The following is a 22,797-nucleotide window of genomic DNA, read 5'->3' as shown; positions in this document are numbered from 1 at the left end:
CTATTGAAACAGCATCCACACGCCCATCAGGCCCATCAGGAAGCCGATGCCGCGGCCGATATGGATGCGCGAGGCCGGCCGGTCCAGCGCGCGCGCCAGCATCCGTCCGCCGAAGGCATACAGATACAGCGCGGTCAGCTCGACGACAACGATCATGACCAGCATCACCGTCAGCTGCAGCGCCAGCGGCTGCGCCGGATTCACGAACGGCGGCAGCAGCGCGATGTACAGCGCCCAGACCTTCGGGTTGGTGACGGCCGTCGCGAAGCCGAGACCGGCCAGCGACACCCTGGTCTGCGGAATCGCGAAGGACAAGGCGCCCTTCTCGGCGGCGTTCTGCCAGGTCTTCCATCCGAGGAAGATCAGATAGGCACTGCCGATCAGCTTGAGCGCGTCGAACAGGGCCGGCTGCATGTGCAGGACGGCGGCGATGCTCAGCACCGCGGCCGCCGCGACGCTGCCCATCCCAGCCAGCTCGCCGAGCATCATCCATTGCGTCCTGCGCACACCGATGGTCGTCGCCAGGCTCATGCACAGCACCGAGCACAGCCCCGGGGTCAGCGAGACCAGCAGACAGGTTGCGACGAAGGCGCCCAGCAGATGCGTATCCACAGCAAGCTTTTCCGAAAATGTTCTGTCGCGAGACGCAGCGCGGCCGCGCCGCGGGCGCCGGCAGCAGGAGATGGAGCGGGCCGGCGCCGGGATCGACCGGCGCCGGCGAATGCGCAGCGGGCGGTCAGGCCGCCTTGCTGAGGGTCGCCGCCTTGATGGCGTCGCGCAGGATGGAGAGGCCGAGATCGATCTCGTCGTCCGAAATCGTCAGCGGCGGCGCGATGCGGAAGACCCCGCCCATGCCGCGCAGATTGACGATGTTCATCGACAGGCCGAGCCGCATGGCGTGATCGGTGATGCGCGATCCCAGCTCCGGCGCGGCGGCCTTGGACTGCTTGTCCTGGACGATCTCCATGCCGAGCAGCAGGCCGCGCCCGCGCACGTCGCCCACGCAGTCGAACTCGGCCTTCATGGATTCGAGACCGGCCTTGAGGCGGGCGCCCGCCACTTTCGCGCGCGCCGCCAGCTGGTCGCGCAGGAAGATCTTCAGCACCTTCAGGCCGATCGCCGCCGGCAGCGGATCGGAGACATGCGTCGTGTAGAACAGGAAGCCGCGCTCGTGGCACAGCGCTTCGGTCTCGGCCGAGGCCAGCACCGCCGCCAGCGGCAAGCCGGCACCGACCGTCTTCGACAGGGTCAGGATGTCCGGCACGACGCCGTCGCGCTCGAACGCGAACGTGGTGCCGGTGCGGCCGATGCCGGTCTGCGCCTCATCAAGCACCAGCATCATGCCGCGCTCGCGACACTTCGCCTGCAGCGCGGCGAGATAGCCTTCCGGCAGTTCGAGGATGCCGCCGGAGCTGAGGATCGGCTCGGCAATGAACGCGGCCAGCGCGCCGCAGGATTGGCGATCGACCAGCTCGAAGCCGTAGTCGAGTTCCGCGCGCCAGTCGTAGCTGCCGTTGCTGAGGAAGGTCGGCCGGTACGGATTCGGCGCCATGATCGCCAGGCCGCCGACGCCCATCGGGCCATAGCCCTTGCGCCCCGCCGAGTAGGTCGCCGCCGCCGCGCCGCCGGTCATGCCGTGCCAGGACTGCGCGAAGCCGACGACCTCATGACCGCCAGTCGCGAGCTTCGCCATCTTCAGCGCGGCCTCGTTGGACTCCGCGCCGGTGCTGAGCAGCAGCACGCGATCAAGGCCGGGCGGCGCCAGCGCCGCGAGTGCCTCGGACAGCTCGACGACCGGCTCCGACATCATGCTGCTGTGCAGATGCGCGAGCTTGCCCATCCACTCGCTGACGGTGGCGACGATCTCCGGATGGCTGTGGCCGAGGATCGCGCTCATCTGCCCGGACGTGAAGTCGAGCACCTTGCGGCCCTCGCGGTCGTAGAGGAACGATCCTTCGCTGCGGGTCGGGACGAAATCGGCGAACGTGCCGCCGTAACGGAATACGGACTTGGCGGCGCGGCTCAGTAAAGACTGTGTCATCGGAGAGTTACTCGTGTGTTTCCGGTTCTGGGTATCGCGGGCATCGCCTGGGCCTACTCGCCCGCCACGGCAATGACGTTGTCGTCGGAGCTGCGGTCCACATACTTGTTGTACGGATCGACACCGACGAACTTCGGCTCGCGGTCGACGATCACCGTCAGCGTCTGCGGCCCGCTGTGCAGGCGCTGGTGCTGCAGGTACAGCACGCTGCCGGCGTCGAAACCGGCCTTGCCCGGTTCGGCGCTGAACACGCCGATGTCGGCAACCGTATCGAGCGGCGCATCGACGAGGCCGCCCTTCTCGTCGGCGTAGTGCTTGCCTGCTTCGACGTCGATCGCGACGCTCCAGCGGCCGTCGTCGAGGCGCGTCGTGCGGGCCTGCACGACCCTGAAGTCGTACATCGTGATCTTCTCGAACAGGTCGCTGATCAGTGCCTGCTGCTCCGGCGTTGCTTCCGCGCGCAGGCGCTGGATCAGATCACGCGAGGTCGGATACGGCGGACCCTTGAATGCGTAGTCGCGCAACAGCGACTGCAGCGCGCGGTTGACCGCGTCCTCGCCCATCAGGTCCTTGAGCAGGAACATCACCATGCCGCCCTTCAGGTAGCGGATGTGCGCCTGCTCCTCGACGCGCTCCAGCGGCACCTCGCCGATGATGTCGGTGCCGCGCATGATCAGATACTTGTCGAGCGAATCCTTCAGGAAGCGGCGGATCTCCTGCGGGCCGTACATCTGCTCCATGACCATCAGCGCCGAGTACTGCGCCAGCGTCTCGGACAGCACGGTCTGGCCCTGCATGTCGGCGCCGATCACCTGGTGTGCCCACCATTGGTGGCCGATCTCGTGCGCCGTCACGTAGGTCACGCTGTCGTGCTTGTCCGCGCCCGGCGGGCCGAGAATGAAACCGGCGGCCTCCGAATACGCGACGGTGCCCGGGTAGGCCTGCGCAAAGTTCCGGTAGGCCGGAAACTCGGCGATGCGCAGGTGATTGAACTGGTACGGACTGAAGTGCTTCGAGTAGTACTCAAGCGATGCGTGCATCGCCTTGAGCATGCGGTCGACGTTGTAGGCATGCGCCGGGTGGTGGTAAACCTCCAGCGCAACGTCTTTCCAGCGCTCTTCGCGTAGCGCATAGCGTGCGGCCAGCACGGTGAAGAAGTGGTGGATCGGCGCGGTGGTCCTGAAACGCACCGTGCGGCGCTCGCCGTCGAGCGCCTCCTCGACCCGGTCGCCCGGCGCGACGACGGTCTGGTCCTTCGCGGTCGTGACGGTCAGCTCGGCGTTGACCCAGTCGCTGTCGGGCCTGAAGTAGTGAGTGCCGCGGGCGCTGTCGTCTTCGAGCTTCGCCGGACGCAATTCGTCGGACAGGCCGTACTCGCGCCGCGCGGTGCGATCCTTCAGCGCGTAGATGTTGTGCACACCGAGCAGCGGCGTGATCTCCCAGTTGTTGAGGAAGGTGCCGTTGTCAACGATGCGGGTCTCGTTGTTGTTGTTGCGGAAGCCGCGCTGCTCGCGCAGCGTCTCGAAGCGGATCTCCGCGCTCTGCCCCGGCGCCAGCGGCGGATCGAAGCGGTAGAGGCGGAAATGCAGATCCGCAATCTCCTTGCTCAGCTGGGCGCCCTGCACTTCGAGCGAGCGCAGCTGCAGATTGGTCACCGCATCGGTGCCCAGCCAGGAACTGTTTTCCAGCTGGCGCGCCCAGAACACCGGCAGCTCCTGCAGCGGCGCGGCCGACTTGTTCTCGATCCGGTAGCTGCCGCGCGTGACGACGCTGGGCGCTTCCGAATGGATGTCGATGTCGAGCTTCACGTCGGTGATGCGCGGCAGCGGCAGCGCCTTGTACTGGAACAGCTCCTTCTCGTACTGCGCCGACCAGCGTGCGCTGTCGAGCGCGGTGCGCCACTCGTTCAGCACATGGGTGTTGTAGTAGATCCAGCCGCCGGTGCCGCACATCGCGACGACCGCGAGCGCCGCGATCCCGCCCGGCGTGCCCCTGAGCTGCACCGGCAGGCGCCGCAGGCGCTGCTTCAGCGGCGACGACGCGCCGCGCCGCCACAGTGCGTAGGCCAGCACCGCGAGCAGCGCCGCCGCCGCCGACCAGTACGCGCGGAACCAGGCCGCGTGCTGCGCAAACTCGCCCTGGCCGTTCATGTCCGACAGCGGCACCGGCGAGGTGCTGGCGTACTGGTACAGGTGGTTTTCCCAACCCAGCTTCGGCAGCGCAATCTGAGCAGCGACGATCAGCACGGTGACGAGCAGGCCGCCGTACTTGTTCGGCACCAGCATCTGGATGAACACGACCAGCACCGCGTACTGCGTCATCGTGACCAGCCAGGGCAGCAGGTACCAGAGCAGGTAGTGCGTCAGCTCGAACTCGAAATGACCCTTGAGCGCCTGCACGACGACACCCACGACCGCGCTGCTCAGCAGCATGACGAACAGCACGAGGCTGATCGCGACGATCTTGGGGATGACGAAGACCCAGTCCGGCGCCGGTGTGGCATCGACGATGTCGTTGATGCGCCGCTCGCGGTCGCGCCAGACCAGCTCGCCCGCATAGTAGGCCGCGATGATCAGCGCGATCGTCGGAAACTCCAGATTCAGCGCATTGATCATGATGCGCGTCACCGGCAGCGTATCGACGCCGCCACCCTCGTTGGCGAGCCACAGGCTGAGAAACGCGTAGGAGATCGCCATGCCGACCAGCACGATGAATGACGGACTGCGCAGCACGCTCATCACGTCGAAGCGGGTCAGCGCAACGAGCGGCGCCCAGCCCATTAGCCGTGCATCTTTTCCCTCGTCATTCCCGCGAAAGCGGGAATCCAGGGAATTCACAGCGGCGCTATCCGCCCTGGATTCCCGCTTTCGCGGGAATGACGGGTTTTCTTGAGTCGCTGCCTTCTTCGCTGGCTTGCCTTCAGAGAAGCCCACGCGCAGGAAGCGGCGCCAGGTGTAGAGCAGCACCGCGACGGCGATGGACAGCCACAGCGCGCGGTTGATCAGCATCGTGCCGGCAACGGCCGTCAGCTGCGTGTTGCGCTCGGTCGGCGTCCAGTACAGCGTCGCCAGCTTGAATGCCGACAGGCCGAAGGGATCGAGCAGCGCCGCCCACTCGCGCACGCCCGCCTGGTTGATGTAGCGCGCCGACAGCATGTAGACCATCAGCGCGACCAGTGCCGCGACATAGGCGGCGAGCATCGAGCGCGTCGTCGTCGTCAGCGCGAACAGGCAGGCGCCGAGGATGAACAGCGTCGGCAGGCACAGCACGAAGTAGGCATACAGATAGGCCTCGATGCGGAACGCACCGACCGTCGCCGGGTCGAGACCCGGCATCGCGGCCGCCGCCAGCGCGCCGAGCGGCACGCTGAGGAACGCCAGCGCGCTGGTCGCGAACGCACCGAGGAAGCGGCCGAACAGGTAGTCGGTCTTCGACAGCCCGGTCACTCCGATGATCGGCCCGAAGCGCGTCTCGTCGTCGCGCAGGATCACGTTGGAGACGAACGAGGTCACGATGAAGATCGCGAACACGCCCATGATCATGCAGTTGAAGGCAACGGTGTACGGCGAGTTGCGGACGACATAGCCGCCCCAACCGATCCGCAGTTCGTCCGACGCGACGAACCAGAACGTCATCGCGAAGAAAATCAGGCTGGTGATCCAGAAGATCGCCGAGGTCGCCTGGTATCGCAGCTCGAAGCGTGCAACGTGGCTCAGCATGTCGATCTCAGGCCGCGCGACGGCCGTTGTGCAGCGTCGAGAAGTAGGCATCCTCGAGGCTGGCTTCGGCGGGCGTGAAGCCCGTGCCCGGGTTCCGGTCGGCCAGCACGTGGATGAACGTGCGGCCGCCATAGAGCCGCGTCGCGATCACGGTGTGCTCCGCGCGGTGCGCTTCCAGCTCGCCGTTCGCGATGGTCTTGCGCCAGATGCGGCCCTGCACTTCCTGGATCAGGTCCTGCGGCGTGCCTTCACGGACGATCTTGCCGCTCATCAGCATCGCGGTGCGCTGGCACAGCTTGGCGATGTCCTCGACGATGTGCGTCGACAGGATGACGATGGTGTTCTCGGCAATCTCGGCCAGCACGTTGAGGAAGCGGTTGCTCTCCTCCGGATCGAGGCCGGCGGTCGGCTCGTCGACGATGACCAGCTTCGGATTCGCCATCAGCGCCTGCGCGATGCCGAAGCGCTGGCGCATGCCGCCGGAGAAACCGGCAACGGCCTTGTCGCGCATCTGCCAGAGATTGACCTTGTTGAGCATCGCCTCGACGACCGCGCGGCGCTCGCCGCTGCCGGCGTAGCCCTTCAGCACCGCCAGGTGATTGAGCAACTCGTAGGCCGACACGCGCGGGTAGACGCCGAAGTCCTGCGGCAGGTAGCCGAGCGTCTTGCGCAGCGCCGCCGGATTGGCGAGCACGTCGATGTCGCCGAACTGGATCGACCCCGAGGTCGGTACCTGCAGTGTCGCGATGCAGCGCATCAGCGAGGACTTGCCGGCGCCGTTGGGGCCGAGCAGGCCGAACATGCCGACCGGAACTTCCAGCGATACGCCGTCGAGAGCACGCAGGCCGTTCGGGTAGGTGTGGGTGACGTCTTTGATCTTGAGCACGGTCGGTCTCTGAAGCAGCGTCTGATTTACTGTTTGATCGTCAGCGGCGCGCCGATCGCGGCTTCGGCGATCTCGGCATCCGAGTACGGGAAGCGCTGCAGCTTCCGCTTCGAGAACTCGCGCGTCTGGTCGGCGTAATGCGGCGATGCCGGATCGCTGGACTGCGAGTACGACAGCACCGCCTTCGCGAGCGGGCCGTTGTCGTCGAAGCTCACCGCCTGGACATAGCTGGCGCCGTGCACCACGACGTATCCGTTGCCGGCAGGAACCGTCTTCGTGTAATTGAGCGTGCCGCCGGTCTGCAGGCCGGAGATCGGGATGCGCTCGCTGCCGCGCAGCGTGAACTGCGCTTCGCCCAGCGGCGCGTCCGGCTTCAGGCCGAGCTTCTTCATCTCGTCGGCCGCGAGGGCCAGTGCCGCCAGCAGCTCGGCGCCGGATTTGCCGTCGATGGCCAGATCGCGCGGCGTGCCGGTCATGTCGTCCGGGTTGAACGGCACTTTCCAGAGGTCGGCACGGCCGGCGGCCTTGAGCCAGAACTGGTTGAACAGCATCGCGCCGCGGCTGTCGAGATCCGCCTTGCCGTCCCATTGCCCCAGCGCTGCGCAGGCCTCGGCCGCCGGCCCCGGGCTCTTGCAGAGCTTGAGCAGCGCCGGCAGCGCGATTTCAGAGGCGAGCACCTTGTTGCCGAGCATCGTCCGTGCGGCGACGTCGATGTCGAACTTGCCGCTCGCCAGCACGCCGCGGATCTCGCCGATGGCCGAGCGCGTGCGCAGATTGCCGACACCCGGATCGCGACCCATGATCGGGCCGAGCTGCTGTAGCGCCTCGGGATTCGACCAGCGATAGCTGTCGTTGCTGTTCTGCACGTAGTCGCGGCGATACAGCGTCGCCATCTGCGATGCCGGCAGCAGGCCTGGCGCGGCGGTGTCCGGCGCCTGCTCCCAGGCGCAGGCGGCGCGGCTGCCGTCGAGCACGACCAGCTCCTGCAGCATGCCCGGCAGGCGCCCTTCGATGCCGCCGCAGGCCGCGAGGCGCTCGGCAGAAACGTTCGGCACCGCCGAGATGTCGGCATAGAGCGCTTTGCCGTGACGGTCGGCCGCCATCGTGTTGAAGAACGGTGCACCGAGGTAGCGCGCCTGCGCTTCGCGGATGTCTTCGACCTTGCGCGCCCGCCCCATCGCCAGCCAGGCATCGCCGGTGCGGATGTTGCCGGCATTGGCGTCGGCGACTGCATAGGCGGTGCTGCGCGTCCACTCGTACTTGCCCGGCACCGACAGCAGCGGACCGTAGCGCGTCGCATAGACGGTGCGCACGATCGGCGTGCCGCTCTTGTCGTCGATGCGGATCTCGCGGCGCGTCATCGCCTCGCGCTGGCCGTCGACCGTGTACGCCGTCGCATCGGCGGGATCGAGCGCGAGCTTGTACAGAGTCATGTGTGCGGCCATGTCGACCGTGTGCGTCCAGGCGACGTCGCGATTGAAGCCGATGCCAATGTACGGCAGCGTCACGATCGCCGCGCCGGCGACGTCGAGCTCGCCGGGGATCGTCAGCTGCGTTTCGTAGAAGCGATTCGTGCCGGTCCACGGGAAATGCGGATTGGCGAGCACGAGGCCGCGGCCATTGCTCGTCGCATCGCCGCCGAAAGCCCAGCCGTTGCTGCCCGGCAGCACGACATCGTCGATCGTCCACGGCGCGGCGGCGCTGACCTGGGTCGCTGCCGCCGGCGGCGCGGCGTTGGCGATCTGCGCGGCGAACATGCCCGACGACGACTGGATCGCGAAGGCGTTCAGCGACAGCAGCACGTCATCGCCGGTGATCTCGCGTACCCACGGCTGGCCGGCGCATTCGACCGGCAGCGCGGCCTGGTGATCCTTCAGATACCGGTTGTAGCCGGCGACCCAGCCATCGACCAGATCACGATAGTCCGCCGAGTGCTGCGCAAAGGCGCTGCGCATCGCCGGCAGGTCCGAGACGGTCAGGTAATAGAAATCGCTGTCGACGTTCTTGCCCGGCACCAGGCCGATGACGGTCTTGCCGTCGGCGCCGAAGAACTTCGAGCGCTGGCTGCGGTAGCTGACGTAGGCGTCGGCGAGCAGGCAGAAGTTGTCCTGCGCGCGCGCGTAGGCCGCACCGTAGCCGAGGCCGCGGTAGTCGGCCGCCTTGATGTGCGCAATGCCGAACTGGGTCCGCGTGATCGTCGCCTCGTAGTGCGGCGCGCGCGGCGACGGCACCGTCGCGCAGGCACCGAGGGCGATCGTCGCGAGCGCGACCAGACAGCGGGAACGGGTGATGGTCTTCATTGGAACTCCGCGCCGATGCGCACGATGATGCTGCGGGGACGCGTGTAGCCCATCGTCCAGTTCACGCCATCCGCCAGCGTGTCGTCTTCCGGGTTCTGCGAGGCAGACACGGCCTTGCGTTCGTCGGTGATGTTGTTGACGATCAGGCCGAGGCTCGGCGCGAACGAAAGATCGGGGCGCGTCAGCGTGAAGTTGAAATTCAGCATGTCGCGCGCGTCGATCCGACCCTTGTGCTGGACGTTGGCCCAGGAACGGCTGGTGTGCGAGTAGGTCAGCGCCGTGTTGGTGGTCCACACGTCGCCGAAGATCTGCGCGTAGTTCAGCGTCGCGGTAGCCTGCACGCGCGGCGCGTTCGACATCCAGGTACCTTCCGGCACGACGTTGCCGTCGCTGTCCATGAACTCGGTCGCGGTGCGCGAATCGAGATAGCCGCCGCTGGTGTCGAGCGACAGACCATCGATCGGCAGCAGGTAGCGCAGCGACATCTCGACACCCTTCACTTCCACGTCGCCGACGTTGTCGATGTAGGCCTCCGCCGGCGGCGCCACCTGCGAGACCTGCGCATCGCTCCACTGCTGGTAGTACGCGGTCAGGTCGGCGCGCAGCGTGCGGTCGAACCAGTCGGTGCGGATGCCGGCCTCGTAGGCCCACAGCGCGCTCGAATCGTAGGTCTCCGGCGTCGTCGAGTTCGGACTCGGCACCGCGACCGCGTTGACGCCGCCGTACTGGAAGCCGCGCGAAACACTGCCATAGACCAGCACGTCGTCGGTCGCTTCCCAGGAAACCGCCAGCTTCGGGCTGAAGCCCTGACCTTCGACGCTGAGGTCCTGCACGGTCTGCGGCGCCTGGTTGGTCAGGAACGGCAGCAGGCCTGCGGTTGTCGAGGTGCCCTTGACCTCGGTCTGGTACAAGCGCCCGCCGAGGGTCACGTTGACCGCTCCGAAGCGGCGCGAAATCTCGCCGAACAGCGCGGACTCGCCAGCCTCGAGCGGATCGAGCGACTGGTTGCCGAGCGACACGCCGTTTTCGGTGACGACGAGGTCGCGGATCGCGGCAGGCAGCAGCGCCACCACGGTACCGAGACCGAGCAGCTGCGGAACCGGCGTGTAGATGTCCGAGCGGATCGACGCGTCGTAGTTGCTCCAGAACGCGCCGACCTGCCAGGTCCAGTCGCCGCCGTCCTGCGACACCAGGCGGAGTTCCTGCATCAGGCCGCGCGCTTCGACGTCGCGCATCCCGCGCGACGTCGTGATGCCCGCCTCGGCGGGCGGCGCCAGCAGGCCGAACGAGGTCTCGAGATCGAACTCGTTCTTCTTGTTCTGGTACGCGGTCAGCGAGACCAGCGTCGCCCAGTCGAAGCGATAGCGCACGTCCAGCGAAGACAGGTCGAAGTAGCGTCGCGTCGGCGACGACTCCGGCGCGTCGTAGCGCGTGTAGTCGGCGTCGAAGTTCGTCACGAAGAACGCCTCGTCGGACTTGCGCTCCTGCGCGGTGTACAGGGCGCTGATCGTCAGGTTGCTGGTCGGTTCCCACAGCGCGATCGCGCGACCGGACCACTTGCGTGCATCGTCCGCATCTTTCTCCTGGCGCGCCGGATTGTCGATGTCGATGACGCCGGGACGGTGTTCCTTGACGCCGGACAGGCGCAACGCCAGCGTGTCGCCCACCGGCACGTTGAGCGCGGCGCCGAAGGTCGGTTCCGCGCCACCGTCCTTGACCGACACCCACTCGGCGAAGGCCTTGCCCTGCCAGGTGCCCATCTCCGGCGCACGCGGCACGTAGCGGATGATGCCGGCCAGAGACGACGCACCGAACAGGCTGCCCTGCGGCCCCTTCAGCACTTCGACGGTTTCCAGATCCCAGGTGTCCGGATCGACGATGGTGTAACTGCCGATCGGATCGCCGAGCGGCACGTCGCCGAGCAGAGTGCCGACGGTCTGGTTCGTCGTGTTGTCCGGCGCGATGCCGCGGATGACGATCTTGCGCGAGCTGGTGACGGCGACGTCCTGGATCTGCAGGCCCGGCACCTGGTCGACGAAGTCCTGCAGCTCACGCGCGCCCTGCTGCTCGAGCTTTTCGCCGGTCATGACGTTGATGGTGCTCGGGATGTCGCGCAGCACCTGGCCGCGCTTGGTCGCGGTGACTACGATTTCCTCGAGCTGGGTCGACGAACTGGGTGCGCTCAGTGCCGGCACTTCCGACGGCGGCGTCATCGGGATGACCGGGATCGTCGCGAGTTCCTCGGTCGACGCCGCGCCGTCATCGGCGGCGCCCGTGTCGCTTGCGCCGGCGTCCGTCTCGGCGGCCGGCGTTTCGGGTTCGGTCGGCTCGGCAAAGAGATCGATCTCGGAAGACTCGGGTTCCGCGGCAGCGGCGTCTTCCTGCGTCGCGACGGACTCCTGGGCCTGCGCCTGCGCGAAGCCGGCGCACAGTGCGAGGCTCAGCAGGCTGCGGCGGAATTCGATGCCGAGAGGACGCTTGCGGGAATCCAGACTTTTCGTACGGCTCATGGCGATGACATATCCAGTGTGTTGCCCCGTGCTTCATCCAGCATCCGCACGACTTGCAGCGAAACTACCGCAGCCGGCGCATTGCGGAAATCTAATAGTTCTAATGAAACCTATAACATCGTGTTATATGTCTGCGTGATCCTATTTGCGCTTCGCGGGCACCGCTTCGATCGCACGCTGGGCGCAGGCGGCGTCCTGGTCCGGCGCCGAGCCCGACACGCCGACCGCGCCGGCGGGCTGGGTGCCCCCATCGGCGAACGGCACGCCGCCGGGAATCGTCGTCATCTGCAGGATCACAAAGGTATCGCGCGTCGGTGCGTCCGCCGCGGCCGCTTCGGCGAGCAGTGCGGTCGGTGCATTGAGGCGCGCCGCGGTGCGCGCCTTCAGCAGTGCGGCATCGGCAGTTGCAGCAGACGCGCCGGGCTGACGCTTGAACGCGACGAGCGTGCCGGACGCATCGACGACGCCGACGCTGAGCGGCGGCAGCTTCTGCGCGGCCGCATAGTCAAGGCATTGCGCGATCATGCGTTCGGCATCGGGCGGGGTCTTGCTGTCGGCCATGGCGGTGCCCGGTGCGGCGAGCAGTGCCGCGGCACACAGCATCGTCAGGCGCTGCTTCAGCGGGTTCTTTCGGATCATGGCTTCTGGTTTCCTGCGGGCGTCGGTTCGGACATCGCTTCAGGCACGGCCTCGGGCTGGTGACTCGCCGAGCCGGTCGCCGTCTGTTCGCTGTCGTAGGCCTGCCAGGCGTCGTTGAGGATCGCGGCGCGGATCGCGGCGGTATCGGCACTCGTCAGCAAGCCCTTGAACGAGCCCATGCCGCGGCTCGCGCGGATGCCGCCGAGCACGATGTCGTCGAATTCCTGATAGGTCTTGTCGTTGATGCGGCGCAGGTCCGGCACGGTGCCGCTGGCCGCGCTGTTGTTGTGGCAGTGCGTGCAATGGCGCTTCATCAGATCGGTGCCGCGCGCGATCGCCTGCGCGTCGGCCGGACGCTCGGCCGGCGGCTTGGCGAACTTTGCCGCGTGGACGATTTCCACCGGCAATGGCACCGCGCCGCCGCCGAGACGCAGCACGATCAGCTTGCCGGCGTTGCCGTACTTGTAGGCCGCGGTGCCTTCCGGCGAGCTGCCGCCGAGCGCGCCGCCGAAGCCGGCCATGACCGCGACGTACTGCTCGCCGTCCAGTTCATACGTCATCGGCGCCGCCATGATGCTGACGCCCAGGTTCAGCGCTGCGAGCGGCTCGCCGGTATCGGCCTTGTAGATGTGCAACAGGCCGGTCGAGCGGCCCTGGAACAGCAGATTGCCGGCCGTCGTCATCGTGCCGCCGCCGTTCCAGATCGCGTTCATCTGGCCGGTCCAGCGATCCGAGGTCTCGACCTGCCAGGCGACCTTGTTGGCGACCGGATCCCAGGCGCGCAGGTAGCCGCGGATCGTCGTATCTGGTTGGCCCTTCGCGAGTTCGGCGAGCGTCGGCTGTTGGCTCGTCTCTTCCGGCGTCATGCCCCAGTCGATCGTGTCGTCGATCGGAAAGCTGTACAGCGCGCCGAGGTTGATGCCGCCCTTCTGGTACTTGAACGGCTCCTTCGGCATCCAGAACACCGCCGGCATCTCGATCGTCGGGATGTACACCAGGCCGGTCTGCGGATTGAACGCCATCGGCTGCCAGTTGTGGCCGCCGGCCGGGCCCGGGAATATCAGGCGCGGCTCGTCGAAGTAGTTGCCCTGCCCGGTCTCGACCGGTCGGCCGGTCTTCAGATCGACGTGCGAGGCCCAGGTGACCGGCACATAGGGTTTGGCCGACAGCAGCTCGCCGCTCGCGCGGTCGATCACGTAGAAAAAGCCGTTCTTCGGCGCCTGCATCAGCACCTTGCGCTCGCGGCCGTCGATCTGCAGCTCGGCGAGGATCAGCTTCTGCGTCGCCGTGTAATCCCACTGATCGCCCGGCGTCGTCTGGTAGTGCCAGGCGAGACGGCCAGTGCTGGCGTTGATCGCGAGGATCGACGAGACGTAGAGGTTGTCGCCACCGCTGGGGCTGCGCAGCTTGCGCGGATACAGCGCAGAGTTGCCGACGCCGACGTACAGCAGGCCCAGTTCGGCGTCGTAGGCCATGCCGTCCCAGACCGTGCCGCCGAGGCCGACTTCCCAGAACGAGTTCGGGTCCCAGGTCTTCGCCGCGGCTTCGAGTTCCGGATGTTCGAACGGGCCGGTCGCGCTCGCCGGCACCGTGAAGAAGCGCCAGCGCTGCGCGCCGGTCTGCTGGTCGTAGGCGGTGACGTAGCCGCGCGCATCGAGTTCGGCGCCGGAGTTGCCGATCACGACCAGGTCGCCGGCGATGTACGTCGAGCCGGTGATCGTGTAGCCGCGCTCGTGATCGATGATCGTGTCGATGTCCCAGACGACGGCGCCGGTCTTCGCATCGAGCGCGATCAGGCGGCCATCGATCGACGCCACGAATACCTTGCCCTGCGCGAACGACAGGCCGCGGTTGGTGATGCCGCAGCAGACCTTGCTGGTGATCGCGTTGTCGACCTTCGGATCGAACGACCACAGCGGTTTGCCGCTGCGCGCGTCGAGCGCGTGGACGAAGCCCCACGGCGCGCTGACATACATCACGCCGTCGACGACGATCGGCGTCGACGACTGACCGTGCGTCGACTGCAGGTCGTAGCTCCAGGCGTAGCCGAGCTTCGCCGCGTTCGACGCGTCGATGCGCTTCAGCGGCGAGAAGTAGGTCTGCTTCGCGTCATGGCCGCCGATCAGCCATTGCGGACTGGCGGTGCCGGCGGCATCGGCCGCGTCGCCGCGTTCGGCCTTCTTGCATGCGGAGAGCGAAGCAAGCGCGAGGAACAGACCGGCGAGGAGCAACTGAGGCCGCATTCGGAAAAACTCCCAGAACATTCTCGATGAGAGACCCGACACGCAAGGGTCGCCAATGAGACATTCTGCCGATGGTCATCAACCTGACAATCTAATAATCGTTATGCGTCCGATAACATTATGTTATCGCGCCCAAGCTCAGGACCGAAGGCGCGGCTACAGCGTCGGCAGCAGGGAGCGAACCTCGGCTTCGAAGCTGCGCAGCAGACGCGACGGATTGCGCCGCGTCTTGACGGTAATCCCCACCGACGGCAGCGCCGGCAGCCCGCTGGATACCGGCAGCACGCTCAGGTCGGGCGGCACGGCGTACTGGGTCAGCACCGCGATGGCCTGCCCCGAGCGCACGACGGAAATCAGCCCGGCAACGCTGCCGCTCGCATAGGCAATGCGATATTTCCGGCCGGCGCGCTCCAGGCGCGAAATCGCCGCCTGATGGTTCATGTCGTCGGGGTCAGTCAATGCCAGCAGCACGGGATCGCGCTTGTGCGCATCGCTGCCCGGCGCGCCCACCCAGACAAACTGCGCCTTGCTGAGGAATTCGCGGTTGGGGTTGTCGGGCTCCGAGACGATCGCGATGTCCAGCGTCTGATCCTTGAGCTTCTCCACCAGCTCGGTGGATGGCGCACACACCACCTCGACGACCACTTGCGGATGGCGGTTGGAAAATCCGCGCAACAACGTCGGCAGAAACGCGTAGGCGTAGTCCTCGGGCAGCCCGACCCGCAATTCCCCGGACAGGCTTTCGCCGCGCAGCACGGCCACCGCTTCGTCATGCACGCGCAGGATCTGCTGCGCGTATTCGTAGAGCCTCTCGCCGTGCGCGGTCAGCTTGATGCCGCGACCGCTGCGGATCATCAGCGTCTGTTCGACCTCCGCCTCGAGTCGCTTGACCTGCTGGCTCAGCGCCGCCTGCGAACGACCGACCTTGTCCGCCGCACGCACCATCACGCGCGTCTCGGCGATCGCGACGAAATGGCGCAGCAGGTCGATATTCAGTCTTGTGGTCATCGGATCGCTACGCAGCCGACTGCGGAGTCGGGCTTCCCGGCTTCTCGAATCGAGAGGCCCGACTATAGCCAATCGCTGACGGCGAGACGTTCCCCGAGCAGCCGCAACCGGTTACTGCGTCCTGCGCAGGCGCACCGGCCCGGCGACCAGCAGCCCGATCATCCACAGCAGAGACAGCAGCAGCAAGTCATGCGGACCGATGCCGCCGCCGCTGCGGCCGCTGACCGGCTGCGGCGTCTTGCCGTCGATCACCGCAGGGAAGACCGGATCGACGATCGTGCCGTTGGCCTGGCCGTCCGCATCGAAAGGCCCACCGTCGGCGATGCGGAAGCGCAGCAGCGTCGCCTGTCCCGGCAGCTGGCGCACGCTATCGACGATGTCGACGTACTCGCCGCTGTCGCGGTTGCGCTTCAGCAGCCCGTTGATGTCGCTGTTCTCCGGCACATACAGCTCGAACAGCGCAGTCGCACCCGGGTTCAGCCCCGTCGCGGTGAAGCTCAGGCCTGCGTACGGCAGGTCCAGCGTCGGATCGATGCCGTCCGGCGGATTGATCGCCTCGATCACCGCGAGGCGCAGCGCATCCGCCGTGCTCAGCGTCAGGAAGCCGCTGCCCGTCGCGAGCGGCATCGTCGCGACGTTGCCCTGCAGCGCGTCGGCAACACCGTCGCCATTGCCGTCGCCGCGGCCATCGCCGCCCAGGCTCGGCGTCCGCGCCTCGCTGCGGTCCGGTGCGCCGTCGTTGTCCTGCGACGGCAGCACGGCCGGGATCAGCGACAGCAGCAGCACGCCGTTGGCTGCGCCATCGGCATCGAGCACGCCGCCGTCGATCAGGGCCAGGCTGAGGCGTTCGCGATCATCGCCTCGGGTGCCCGCCCCGAAGGCGACCGACACATAAGCACCGGTCACGCGGTTGCGCACCAGCACGCCGTTGAACGGCGCCCCGCTGCCCGCCGTCAGCAACAGTTCGACCTGGCCGGCCGCCCCCGGCAGCAGATCGACCAGCCGCAACGCAACGGCGCCGGCAACGGCCGTGACATCCGCCGGCAGCTCGCCCGGCACTGCCTGCGCCGTTACGCCCGTCATGCGCAGGCCGGTGCCGGCAATCAAGGTGACGAAGCGGTTGTCTGCGGCGGTTCGCAGTGACGCAACGTCGGACTGCAGCGCATCCATGATGCCGTCGCCGTTGCCGTCGCCGGTGCCGCTGCCGTCCAGATCCGGCACGCGGCGCTCGATGTCCGCCGCGACGTCATCGCTGTCCGATGCACCCGGGGTCGGGGTTGCGCTCGGCACGGCGGTCGGCGTCGCCGTGGGGACCGCGGTGGGTGTCGATGTCGGTGTCGCCGTCGGCACCGGCGTGGCCGTCGGCGACAGCGTCGGCACCGGTGTCGGTACCGGTGTCGGAGTCGGTGTCGGGACGGGTGTCGGGGTCGGCGGCGGCAGGACGTTCGCGCTGACGGACTCGGCGCCGGCACCGGCGATGTTGACTGCACGGATGCGCACGCTTGTCACCGTCAGGCCGGCGGGCACCGGCAGGCTCAGCGGCGAAGCCGCGTCCAGCGGGCTGAGCGCGGTGAACGCGGTGTCGCCATTGAACGCGTACTCGTAGTTGCTGATCGTCGCGCCACCGTTGCTCGCCGGCGCGACGATCAGCGCCACCGGACCGCTGCTCGCGACCAGTCTTGCCGTGACGATCGTCGGCGCGTCGGGTACGGTGACCGGCATGATCGTGTCGGTATCCGCAGCGCTGTTGTCCGTCGTGCTGATCTCGACCGCGCCGGCAGGCGCCGCGATGCTGGCACTGTTGGTCAGCGTGCCGGTCGCGGTGACATCCAGCGTGGCCGTCAACGTGTAGGTCACGCTGGCATCGATCGGCAGGTTCACCGCCGTGTCGCTGATGTCGCCGGTGCCACTCGCCGTGCAGCTGCCGCCGTCGGTGCCGACGCAGGTCCAGCTCGCATTGCTCAGGCCGGCCGGCAGCGTGTCGGTGACGGTCGCGCCGGTCGCTGCGGCATCGCCGATGTTGCTGGCAGTGATGGTGTAGCTCACCGTGCTGCCCGCAGTGACCGTCGTCAGGCCGTTGGTCTTGCTGATGGAAAGATCGGTGAGCGGGAACGTGTCGACCGCGGAAACCCCACCGATGCCATCGCCGGGCAAACCTTCCGCCATGACGACGAACTGGTAGGCGCCTTCGGTCTCGACACCGAGATTGAACTCGACGACAACGCTGGCGCCGTCGGCCAGCGCGGCGGTCGGCGTGATGCTGTCGACACCGACACTGCTGTTGAGGCCGCCACCGGTGGCCTGTGCGGGTGGCGTCTGCAGGGTCAGGGCGCGGGTACTGACGGTCGTGCTGTCGCTCAGCGTCAGCGTCTGCACCGGCGAACCGAGCAGGCGCAGGTCCGCGGCGCCCGGCGCGGACGTGCCGCCGGCTCGCGTGGACAAGGCGATCACCCGGAAGCGCAGAGAAACCAGCCGCTCGCCGGTCTGGTTCGTGTAGCGGCGGCGGATCTTGAGCGTGCCGTTCGTGCCATTGGTCACCGCCGTCAGATCGCGGATCTGGTTTGGCGCGGCGTTGTAAGGCTGATCCGGATCCACCGGCGCCGATTCCAGCGTACCGGACAGGCTGTGCAGCGGCGCCGAAGACGTCGTGAATGCCGTGTTGGCGTGCCCGCGCTGGGGGCCGGGCGCGCCCAGGACGGCTGCGACGCCATTCAGGCTCGCACCATTGGTGTCGACCAGCACGAAGTCGCTGGCATTGTCGCCACTGTCCTGCGGATAGCCACTGGCCAGCGCGCGACGAACCCAGCTGTGGTTCGACGGCGTCGTGATGCCACCGGTCGGTCCGAGCCCGGCGCCTTCCTTGTAGTCGGCGTTGCTGATCGCTGCAAAGCCGACCGCATCGAGGCGCTGCCCGGCGCTTGCGGTCGCCGATGTGAAGACGGCCAGACCGCCGTCGTCAGCCAGAAAACCCAGCGTCGCCGAAGCCGGGTTGATGGCGATGTTCGGCACACCGCTGGCAGCGACAAGTTCGGTGGTCGGGTAGGCGCCGAGCGCGTAAGCGTTGCCGGCCGGGGACGGTGCGGTCGGAACGGTGGCCAGCAGCAGATAGCTGCGCGGCGCGATCGCGATCGGGCCACTGGCATCCTGGGTCTGCGAGATCAGCAGGAAGTCAGACTCTGCTGCGCCTTGCGCGGCGCTGAGTCGCCAGCCGGCGCCGCCGGCGCTGGTCGGATCGGCGCCCGGCACGGCATCGATCAGCGTGATCGATGCGTCGGTGTTGTTGTACAGCTCGATGAATTCATCGGCGGAGCCCCCGGAGGCCGGTGGCGAAGCGCCGAGGCCGCGGGTACGGAACTCGCTGATGATGACGTCGCCGGCTGCCGGCGGCGTCGGCCGCACGTCGAAGCTGATCGTCCAGCCGCCGCTGATGCTGCCGCCGTCGAGATTCGCATCGTCGATGATGAAGAGATTCCAGGTGCCGTTCGGGCTGTCGCCGTTGAACGCGGACAGCGTGTAGGCGTAGGGGCTGGCAGGCGCAGTGGACGGGAACGCATCGGTCGTGCCGCTGTTGGCGGGACGATAGCTGCCGCTGACGAAGGGCACGCCCGTGTTGCCGGTCACCGTGCTCGGCACCGGGCGCGCGGCATAGTCATCGAGCGTGACATTGACGCCGTTGATGCCGGGGCTGCCGGCGCCGAAGTCGGACATCACGACCGACTTGCGGCCGGACGGCGACACCAGCAGAAAATCGGTGTCGGCCGGGAATGCGTGCGAAAGGCCATTGATCGTGATGGACACACGCTCGACGACGCCGGTCAGCCCGGAAACCTCGATCGGCGACGGATACAGCGATGCGCGCTGACCGCTCGGCGGACAGGGATTCGGGCAGTCGGTGATCGTGATCGCCGCCGGGTTCGTGAACGATGTCGGTGCCGCGAGCGCGGCCGTCGACCAGATCGTCAGCAAGCCGCCCAGCGCAAACAACACGCGCGTGCCGACGATGCGCGGCAACCGCGGAGAATTGGCGGCGCGAAGAATCTGGAACATGGGGGCGGTCCGTTGGTGCGTCGAGGAGATTGGGTTCACGGCGAATAGCGCAGGAAGACCTGCGTCTGCAGCAGTTCCGCGTTGAGATCGAGGCGCTGCAGTTCGAGGCCGAGGTGCCATTCGGGCGCGAAGCGCCAGGCGGCATTGGCACCGAGCAACAGGCTCTGCGCGCTCTGGTCGAGCTTGTAGGCTTGGCCCTGCAGCGACGCTTCGAGACGACTGTCGAGCGTCGCGTAGGCACCGATGCGCGCCTGCGCGCTGAACGCGCCGCGCTCGAAGCTGTAAGCCAGCGCGGCGCTGATTCCGCTACCGGCGGCGGGCAGCGTATCGGCCACGACCTCCAGCAGCGCCTGCGGCTGCGCGGTATCGCTGCTGAGCCTGAAACGGTAATCGTCGATCCACTCGACACCCAGTTCCGCGCTCAGCGCCGGCAACAGCCGATAGCCGACGCGCAGCAGCAGGTGGCTCGCGTCGCGGTCGACATCGTCGACCTGCGCACTGAAGCCGGCGTTGTCCAGCGCGGAGCGCAGATCGGCGGCCGTCACTTCCGAGCGCGCAGTGCCGACACCCAGATCGAAGGACCAGCGCGACGCGCCCAGGCCGACGGCAGAAGCGACCGGTGCGGAGACGGACTCCGGCGGCGCAACCGTCGTGATGGCCTGTTCGATGACGATCGGCGCTGTCGCCTGCGGCGGCGCAACGACGGGCGCGCCAGGCGATGGCTCAACGGCAATCAGATATTTGTGCTTGAGGAAGCCTTCGAAGCCATCCGCGCGGCGAATGCGGGCGAACTCGCCCTGCCGTTCAAGGATCGTCACCGCCTGATCGCGCCGCAGGAAACCCGCGACCGCCGAGTTCAGATCCGGTGCAACCCGGAAACGGATGTCCTGCAGGGCTCGCGCCGTCTCGCCGCGGTCCGCGGCCTGCGCCGTCGTCAGCAACGCCGCACATCCGGTCAGGGCCAACAGCGCCCACCATCGGCCATCCCTTGCCTGCATCGCTCCCATCCCCGAACAGCGGCCGTCCTTGGCTGCGCGGATAGTCTAGTGACTGAGCCGTCGCCGATCTCAGCATCGCAAGAATCTGAAAGATTCATTCAGCACGTAGGCCGGCCGGCGTCCTTACGAAATCCTAATGCGCCGCTCTCTAGCATCCGCAGGCATGACGCTTGCCGCGCAACGCTTTCCGATCCTGGCCTTTCCCGGTTGTCCGGGATTTGCTGACGCCCGTCCGCGCAATCCGCTGACAGCTGCAGGCGACGCCGATGATGACTTCGACACGCCGCCGGGACAGCTCGACGTCAATCCCGACGCCCAAGGAACCTCGGCTGGCGCTGTCGCGTGGTGCCGGAGCGGCGTATGAAGCAGATCGGAATGTGTTCCCACGTGTTCGCGGCGATCCTGTTTCTTGCCAGCCAGAACGTCCTCGGCGCCAGCGACGAACGGATCGTCGAGATCGCCTTCGAGGGCAACGAGAAAACGCAGGAGTCGGTACTCCGCCGCGAAATTCCGGTGGCGGTCGGCGACGTGCTGGATGCGGATGTCGTCGAACTGAGCCGCCAGCAGATCCAGAATCTCGGACTGTTCCGCGCCGTGGAAGCGCGCACCGAGCGCGTCGACGGCGGTGTCCGGCTGGTCTTCAGCGTCAAGGAGAAATGGTTCTGGCAGGGCTACCCGCGCCTGTCGGCCAACTCCGACGGCCAGAACAGCGTCGGCTTCGAAGGCCGCGTCAGCAACCTGTGGGGACTCAACCACAGCGTTCGCCTGCTCGGCCGCTCGCGCGACACCAAGGACGAGGATCGCGGACGAGACCTGAGCATCCGCGGCAGCTACTACGCGCCGTATCTGCTCGGCGAACGCGACAGCCTGCGCCTCAGCGCGGCGCACAGCATCACGCCCTACGAGGATCCGGACTACGACGAGACGGTCAACGAGTTCGAGGTGCTGGCCTCGCGCACCTTCGGCCTGCCGCAACAGCACAGCCAGGGCTGGACGCTGGGTTTGGGCACGATCTGGCGCGACCAGCAGGTGAGCGACGAATCGATCACCCCCAGCTTCGGCAGCAGCTACGGCCTCGTCACCGAAGCGACCTACCGCAACGAGCGCGATCTGATCTACAGCAACGAAGGATCCTTCTTCTCGGCCCGTTACGAGATCGCCGATCAGGATCTGTTTTCCGACTACAGCTACTCGATCCTGCGCGTCAGCATGGAGCAGGCCAGGCCGATCGGCGAACGCGAACATCAGCAGCTGAACTACGGCCTGACGTTCGGCATCGGCAACCACGGTCTCGACCACCGCGCGTTGTTTTCTCTGGGCGGTGCGGAAGGGCTGCGCGGCTACGAGCGCAAGGCCTTCGAAGGCAATTCCTTCTATCTCGCCAATGTCGAGTTCATGCGCCCGCTGTACTGGGACAGCCTGCGCGGAACGATCGGCCTGGAGATGGGCAACGCCGCCTGGGAGACCAAGGACCTGTTCAACTCACCGAACATCAGCCTGAATCTCGGCCTGCGCTACAAGCCGCGCCGGCTGATCAATTTCGAAATCGAACTGGGCTTCGCGATTCCGCTCAGCGGCGACGATCCGCGCTTCTATGGCGGCAAGGTGGACCGGCACTGATCGCTAGTCGGCGATCACCAGTTCGATGCCGGCGGCCTTCAGCATCTTGCGCTGCGCCGGCTTGATGCCGGCATCGGTCACGACGACGTCAATGTCGGCGAGTTCGAAGACGCCATGCCCGGCCGGGCCTTCGAACTTGCTGCTGTCGACCAGCACGATCAACTCGGTCGCGCGCTCGTAAAGCCGGCGTTCGGCCTGGGCCAGCACGAGATCGGTCTGCATGACGCCGTGCGCGCCGACCGCTACTGCGCCCATGAACATCTTCGACGCGCGATAGCGGTCCATGCCGTCGTCCTCGAACGGCGACAGCACGATGTTCTGTTCGCGGAACACCATGCCGGCTGGAATCGCGACGCGGGTGCCGGCCTGCGGCAGCAGCGCCTCGATGATGTGCAGCGAGTTGCTCAATACCTGCAGTTCCAAGGTGGCCAGATGCGGGCACATCTGCAGCGTCGTCGAACCGCCGTCGATGATCACCGACTCGCGCGGCTTGCACAGCGCCGCCGCGGCGCGGCCAATGGCCTGCTTGGCATTGCGGTGACGTTCGATGTTCTCGTTGAACGGCGCGCCGCGCAGGCGCGGCACGTCGGGCTTGGCGCCTTCCGGCAGCTGCGCGCCGCCGCGCACGCGGACGATGCGGCCGCTGCCCTCGAGCTTGTCGAGATCGCGCCGCAGGGTCGCCGGCGAGGCGGCCATCAGCTTGTCGAGATCCTGGAAAGCCACAAAGCCGCGCTCGTCCAACAACTTCAGGATCAGACGTTCGCGCTCGGCGGCATGCATGCAGGG

At 67.1% G+C, this 22,797-nt stretch carries 14 protein-coding genes; 2 read left to right on the top strand and 12 right to left on the bottom strand.

The genetic code is table 11. From position 1 onward, the window contains the following. The 11 genes from AC3WUF_RS16735 to AC3WUF_RS16685 form a co-directional block, all read right to left on the bottom strand. Entirely contained in the window at window positions 1-612 is a 612-nt protein-coding gene (locus tag AC3WUF_RS16735) for a LysE family translocator (RefSeq protein ID WP_492427675.1), read from the bottom strand. A 124-nt stretch (window positions 613-736) separates the two neighbouring features. Next, a complete protein-coding gene (locus AC3WUF_RS16730) occupies window positions 737-2,041 on the bottom strand; it encodes an aspartate aminotransferase family protein (protein WP_492427673.1) in 1,305 nt (434 codons plus the stop codon). A 53-nt stretch (window positions 2,042-2,094) separates the two neighbouring features. Beyond that, window positions 2,095-5,760 carry an ABC transporter permease/M1 family aminopeptidase gene (locus tag AC3WUF_RS16725; RefSeq protein ID WP_492427671.1) on the bottom strand — a complete coding sequence of 1,222 codons (3,666 nt, stop codon included), beginning with the start codon at window positions 5,758-5,760 and terminating at the stop codon, window positions 2,095-2,097. A gap of 7 nt (window positions 5,761-5,767) precedes the next feature. Further along, a complete protein-coding gene (locus AC3WUF_RS16720) occupies window positions 5,768-6,646 on the bottom strand; it encodes an ABC transporter ATP-binding protein (RefSeq protein ID WP_492427669.1) in 879 nt (292 codons plus the stop codon). A 26-nt stretch (window positions 6,647-6,672) separates the two neighbouring features. Then, on the bottom strand, window positions 6,673-8,946 hold the full coding sequence (locus tag AC3WUF_RS16715) for a penicillin acylase family protein (protein WP_492427667.1): 2,274 nt from the start codon (window positions 8,944-8,946) through the stop codon (window positions 6,673-6,675). Further along, the gene (locus tag AC3WUF_RS16710) at window positions 8,943-11,456 is read right to left on the bottom strand and encodes a TonB-dependent receptor (RefSeq protein ID WP_492427665.1); all 2,514 of its coding nucleotides are present in this window, start codon (window positions 11,454-11,456) and stop codon (window positions 8,943-8,945) included. Before AC3WUF_RS16710 ends, AC3WUF_RS16715 begins: the two co-directional genes overlap by 4 nt. 141 nt (window positions 11,457-11,597) lie before the next feature. Further along, the gene (locus tag AC3WUF_RS16705; protein ID WP_492427663.1) at window positions 11,598-12,095 is read right to left on the bottom strand and encodes a GlcG/HbpS family heme-binding protein; all 498 of its coding nucleotides are present in this window, start codon (window positions 12,093-12,095) and stop codon (window positions 11,598-11,600) included. Beyond that, entirely contained in the window at window positions 12,092-14,338 is a 2,247-nt protein-coding gene (locus AC3WUF_RS16700) for a PQQ-dependent dehydrogenase, methanol/ethanol family (RefSeq protein WP_492427661.1), read from the bottom strand. Before AC3WUF_RS16700 ends, AC3WUF_RS16705 begins: the two co-directional genes overlap by 4 nt. A 156-nt stretch (window positions 14,339-14,494) precedes the next feature. Next, a complete protein-coding gene (locus tag AC3WUF_RS16695; RefSeq protein WP_492427659.1) occupies window positions 14,495-15,346 on the bottom strand; it encodes a LysR substrate-binding domain-containing protein in 852 nt (283 codons plus the stop codon). Between the two features lie 111 nt (window positions 15,347-15,457). After that, complete coding sequence (locus tag AC3WUF_RS16690) at window positions 15,458-19,393, bottom strand: choice-of-anchor U domain-containing protein (protein ID WP_492427657.1); 3,936 nt, start codon at window positions 19,391-19,393, stop codon at window positions 15,458-15,460. A 35-nt stretch (window positions 19,394-19,428) separates the two neighbouring features. Next, complete coding sequence (locus AC3WUF_RS16685; protein WP_492427655.1) at window positions 19,429-20,391, bottom strand: SH3 domain-containing protein; 963 nt, start codon at window positions 20,389-20,391, stop codon at window positions 19,429-19,431. Window positions 20,392-20,554: 163 nt separating this feature from the next. Between AC3WUF_RS16685 and AC3WUF_RS16680 the strand changes: the two genes are divergently transcribed. Further along, window positions 20,555-20,755 carry a hypothetical protein gene (locus AC3WUF_RS16680; RefSeq protein ID WP_492427653.1) on the top strand — a complete coding sequence of 67 codons (201 nt, stop codon included), beginning with the start codon at window positions 20,555-20,557 and terminating at the stop codon, window positions 20,753-20,755. Further along, the gene (locus AC3WUF_RS16675; RefSeq protein WP_492427651.1) at window positions 20,752-22,011 is read left to right on the top strand and encodes a POTRA domain-containing protein; all 1,260 of its coding nucleotides are present in this window, start codon (window positions 20,752-20,754) and stop codon (window positions 22,009-22,011) included. Before AC3WUF_RS16680 ends, AC3WUF_RS16675 begins: the two co-directional genes overlap by 4 nt. Before the next feature lie 3 nt (window positions 22,012-22,014). On the opposite strand, the gene AC3WUF_RS16670 is transcribed toward AC3WUF_RS16675, so the two are convergent. After that, the gene (locus AC3WUF_RS16670) at window positions 22,015-22,791 is read right to left on the bottom strand and encodes a DeoR/GlpR family DNA-binding transcription regulator (RefSeq protein WP_492427649.1); all 777 of its coding nucleotides are present in this window, start codon (window positions 22,789-22,791) and stop codon (window positions 22,015-22,017) included. Window positions 22,792-22,797 lie beyond the last annotated feature (6 nt).

Source organism: Fontimonas sp. FW305-C-3 (assembly GCF_058783185.1).
Note: the sequence above shows the minus strand (reverse complement) of the source record. Positions and strands in the feature narration are given on the sequence as shown.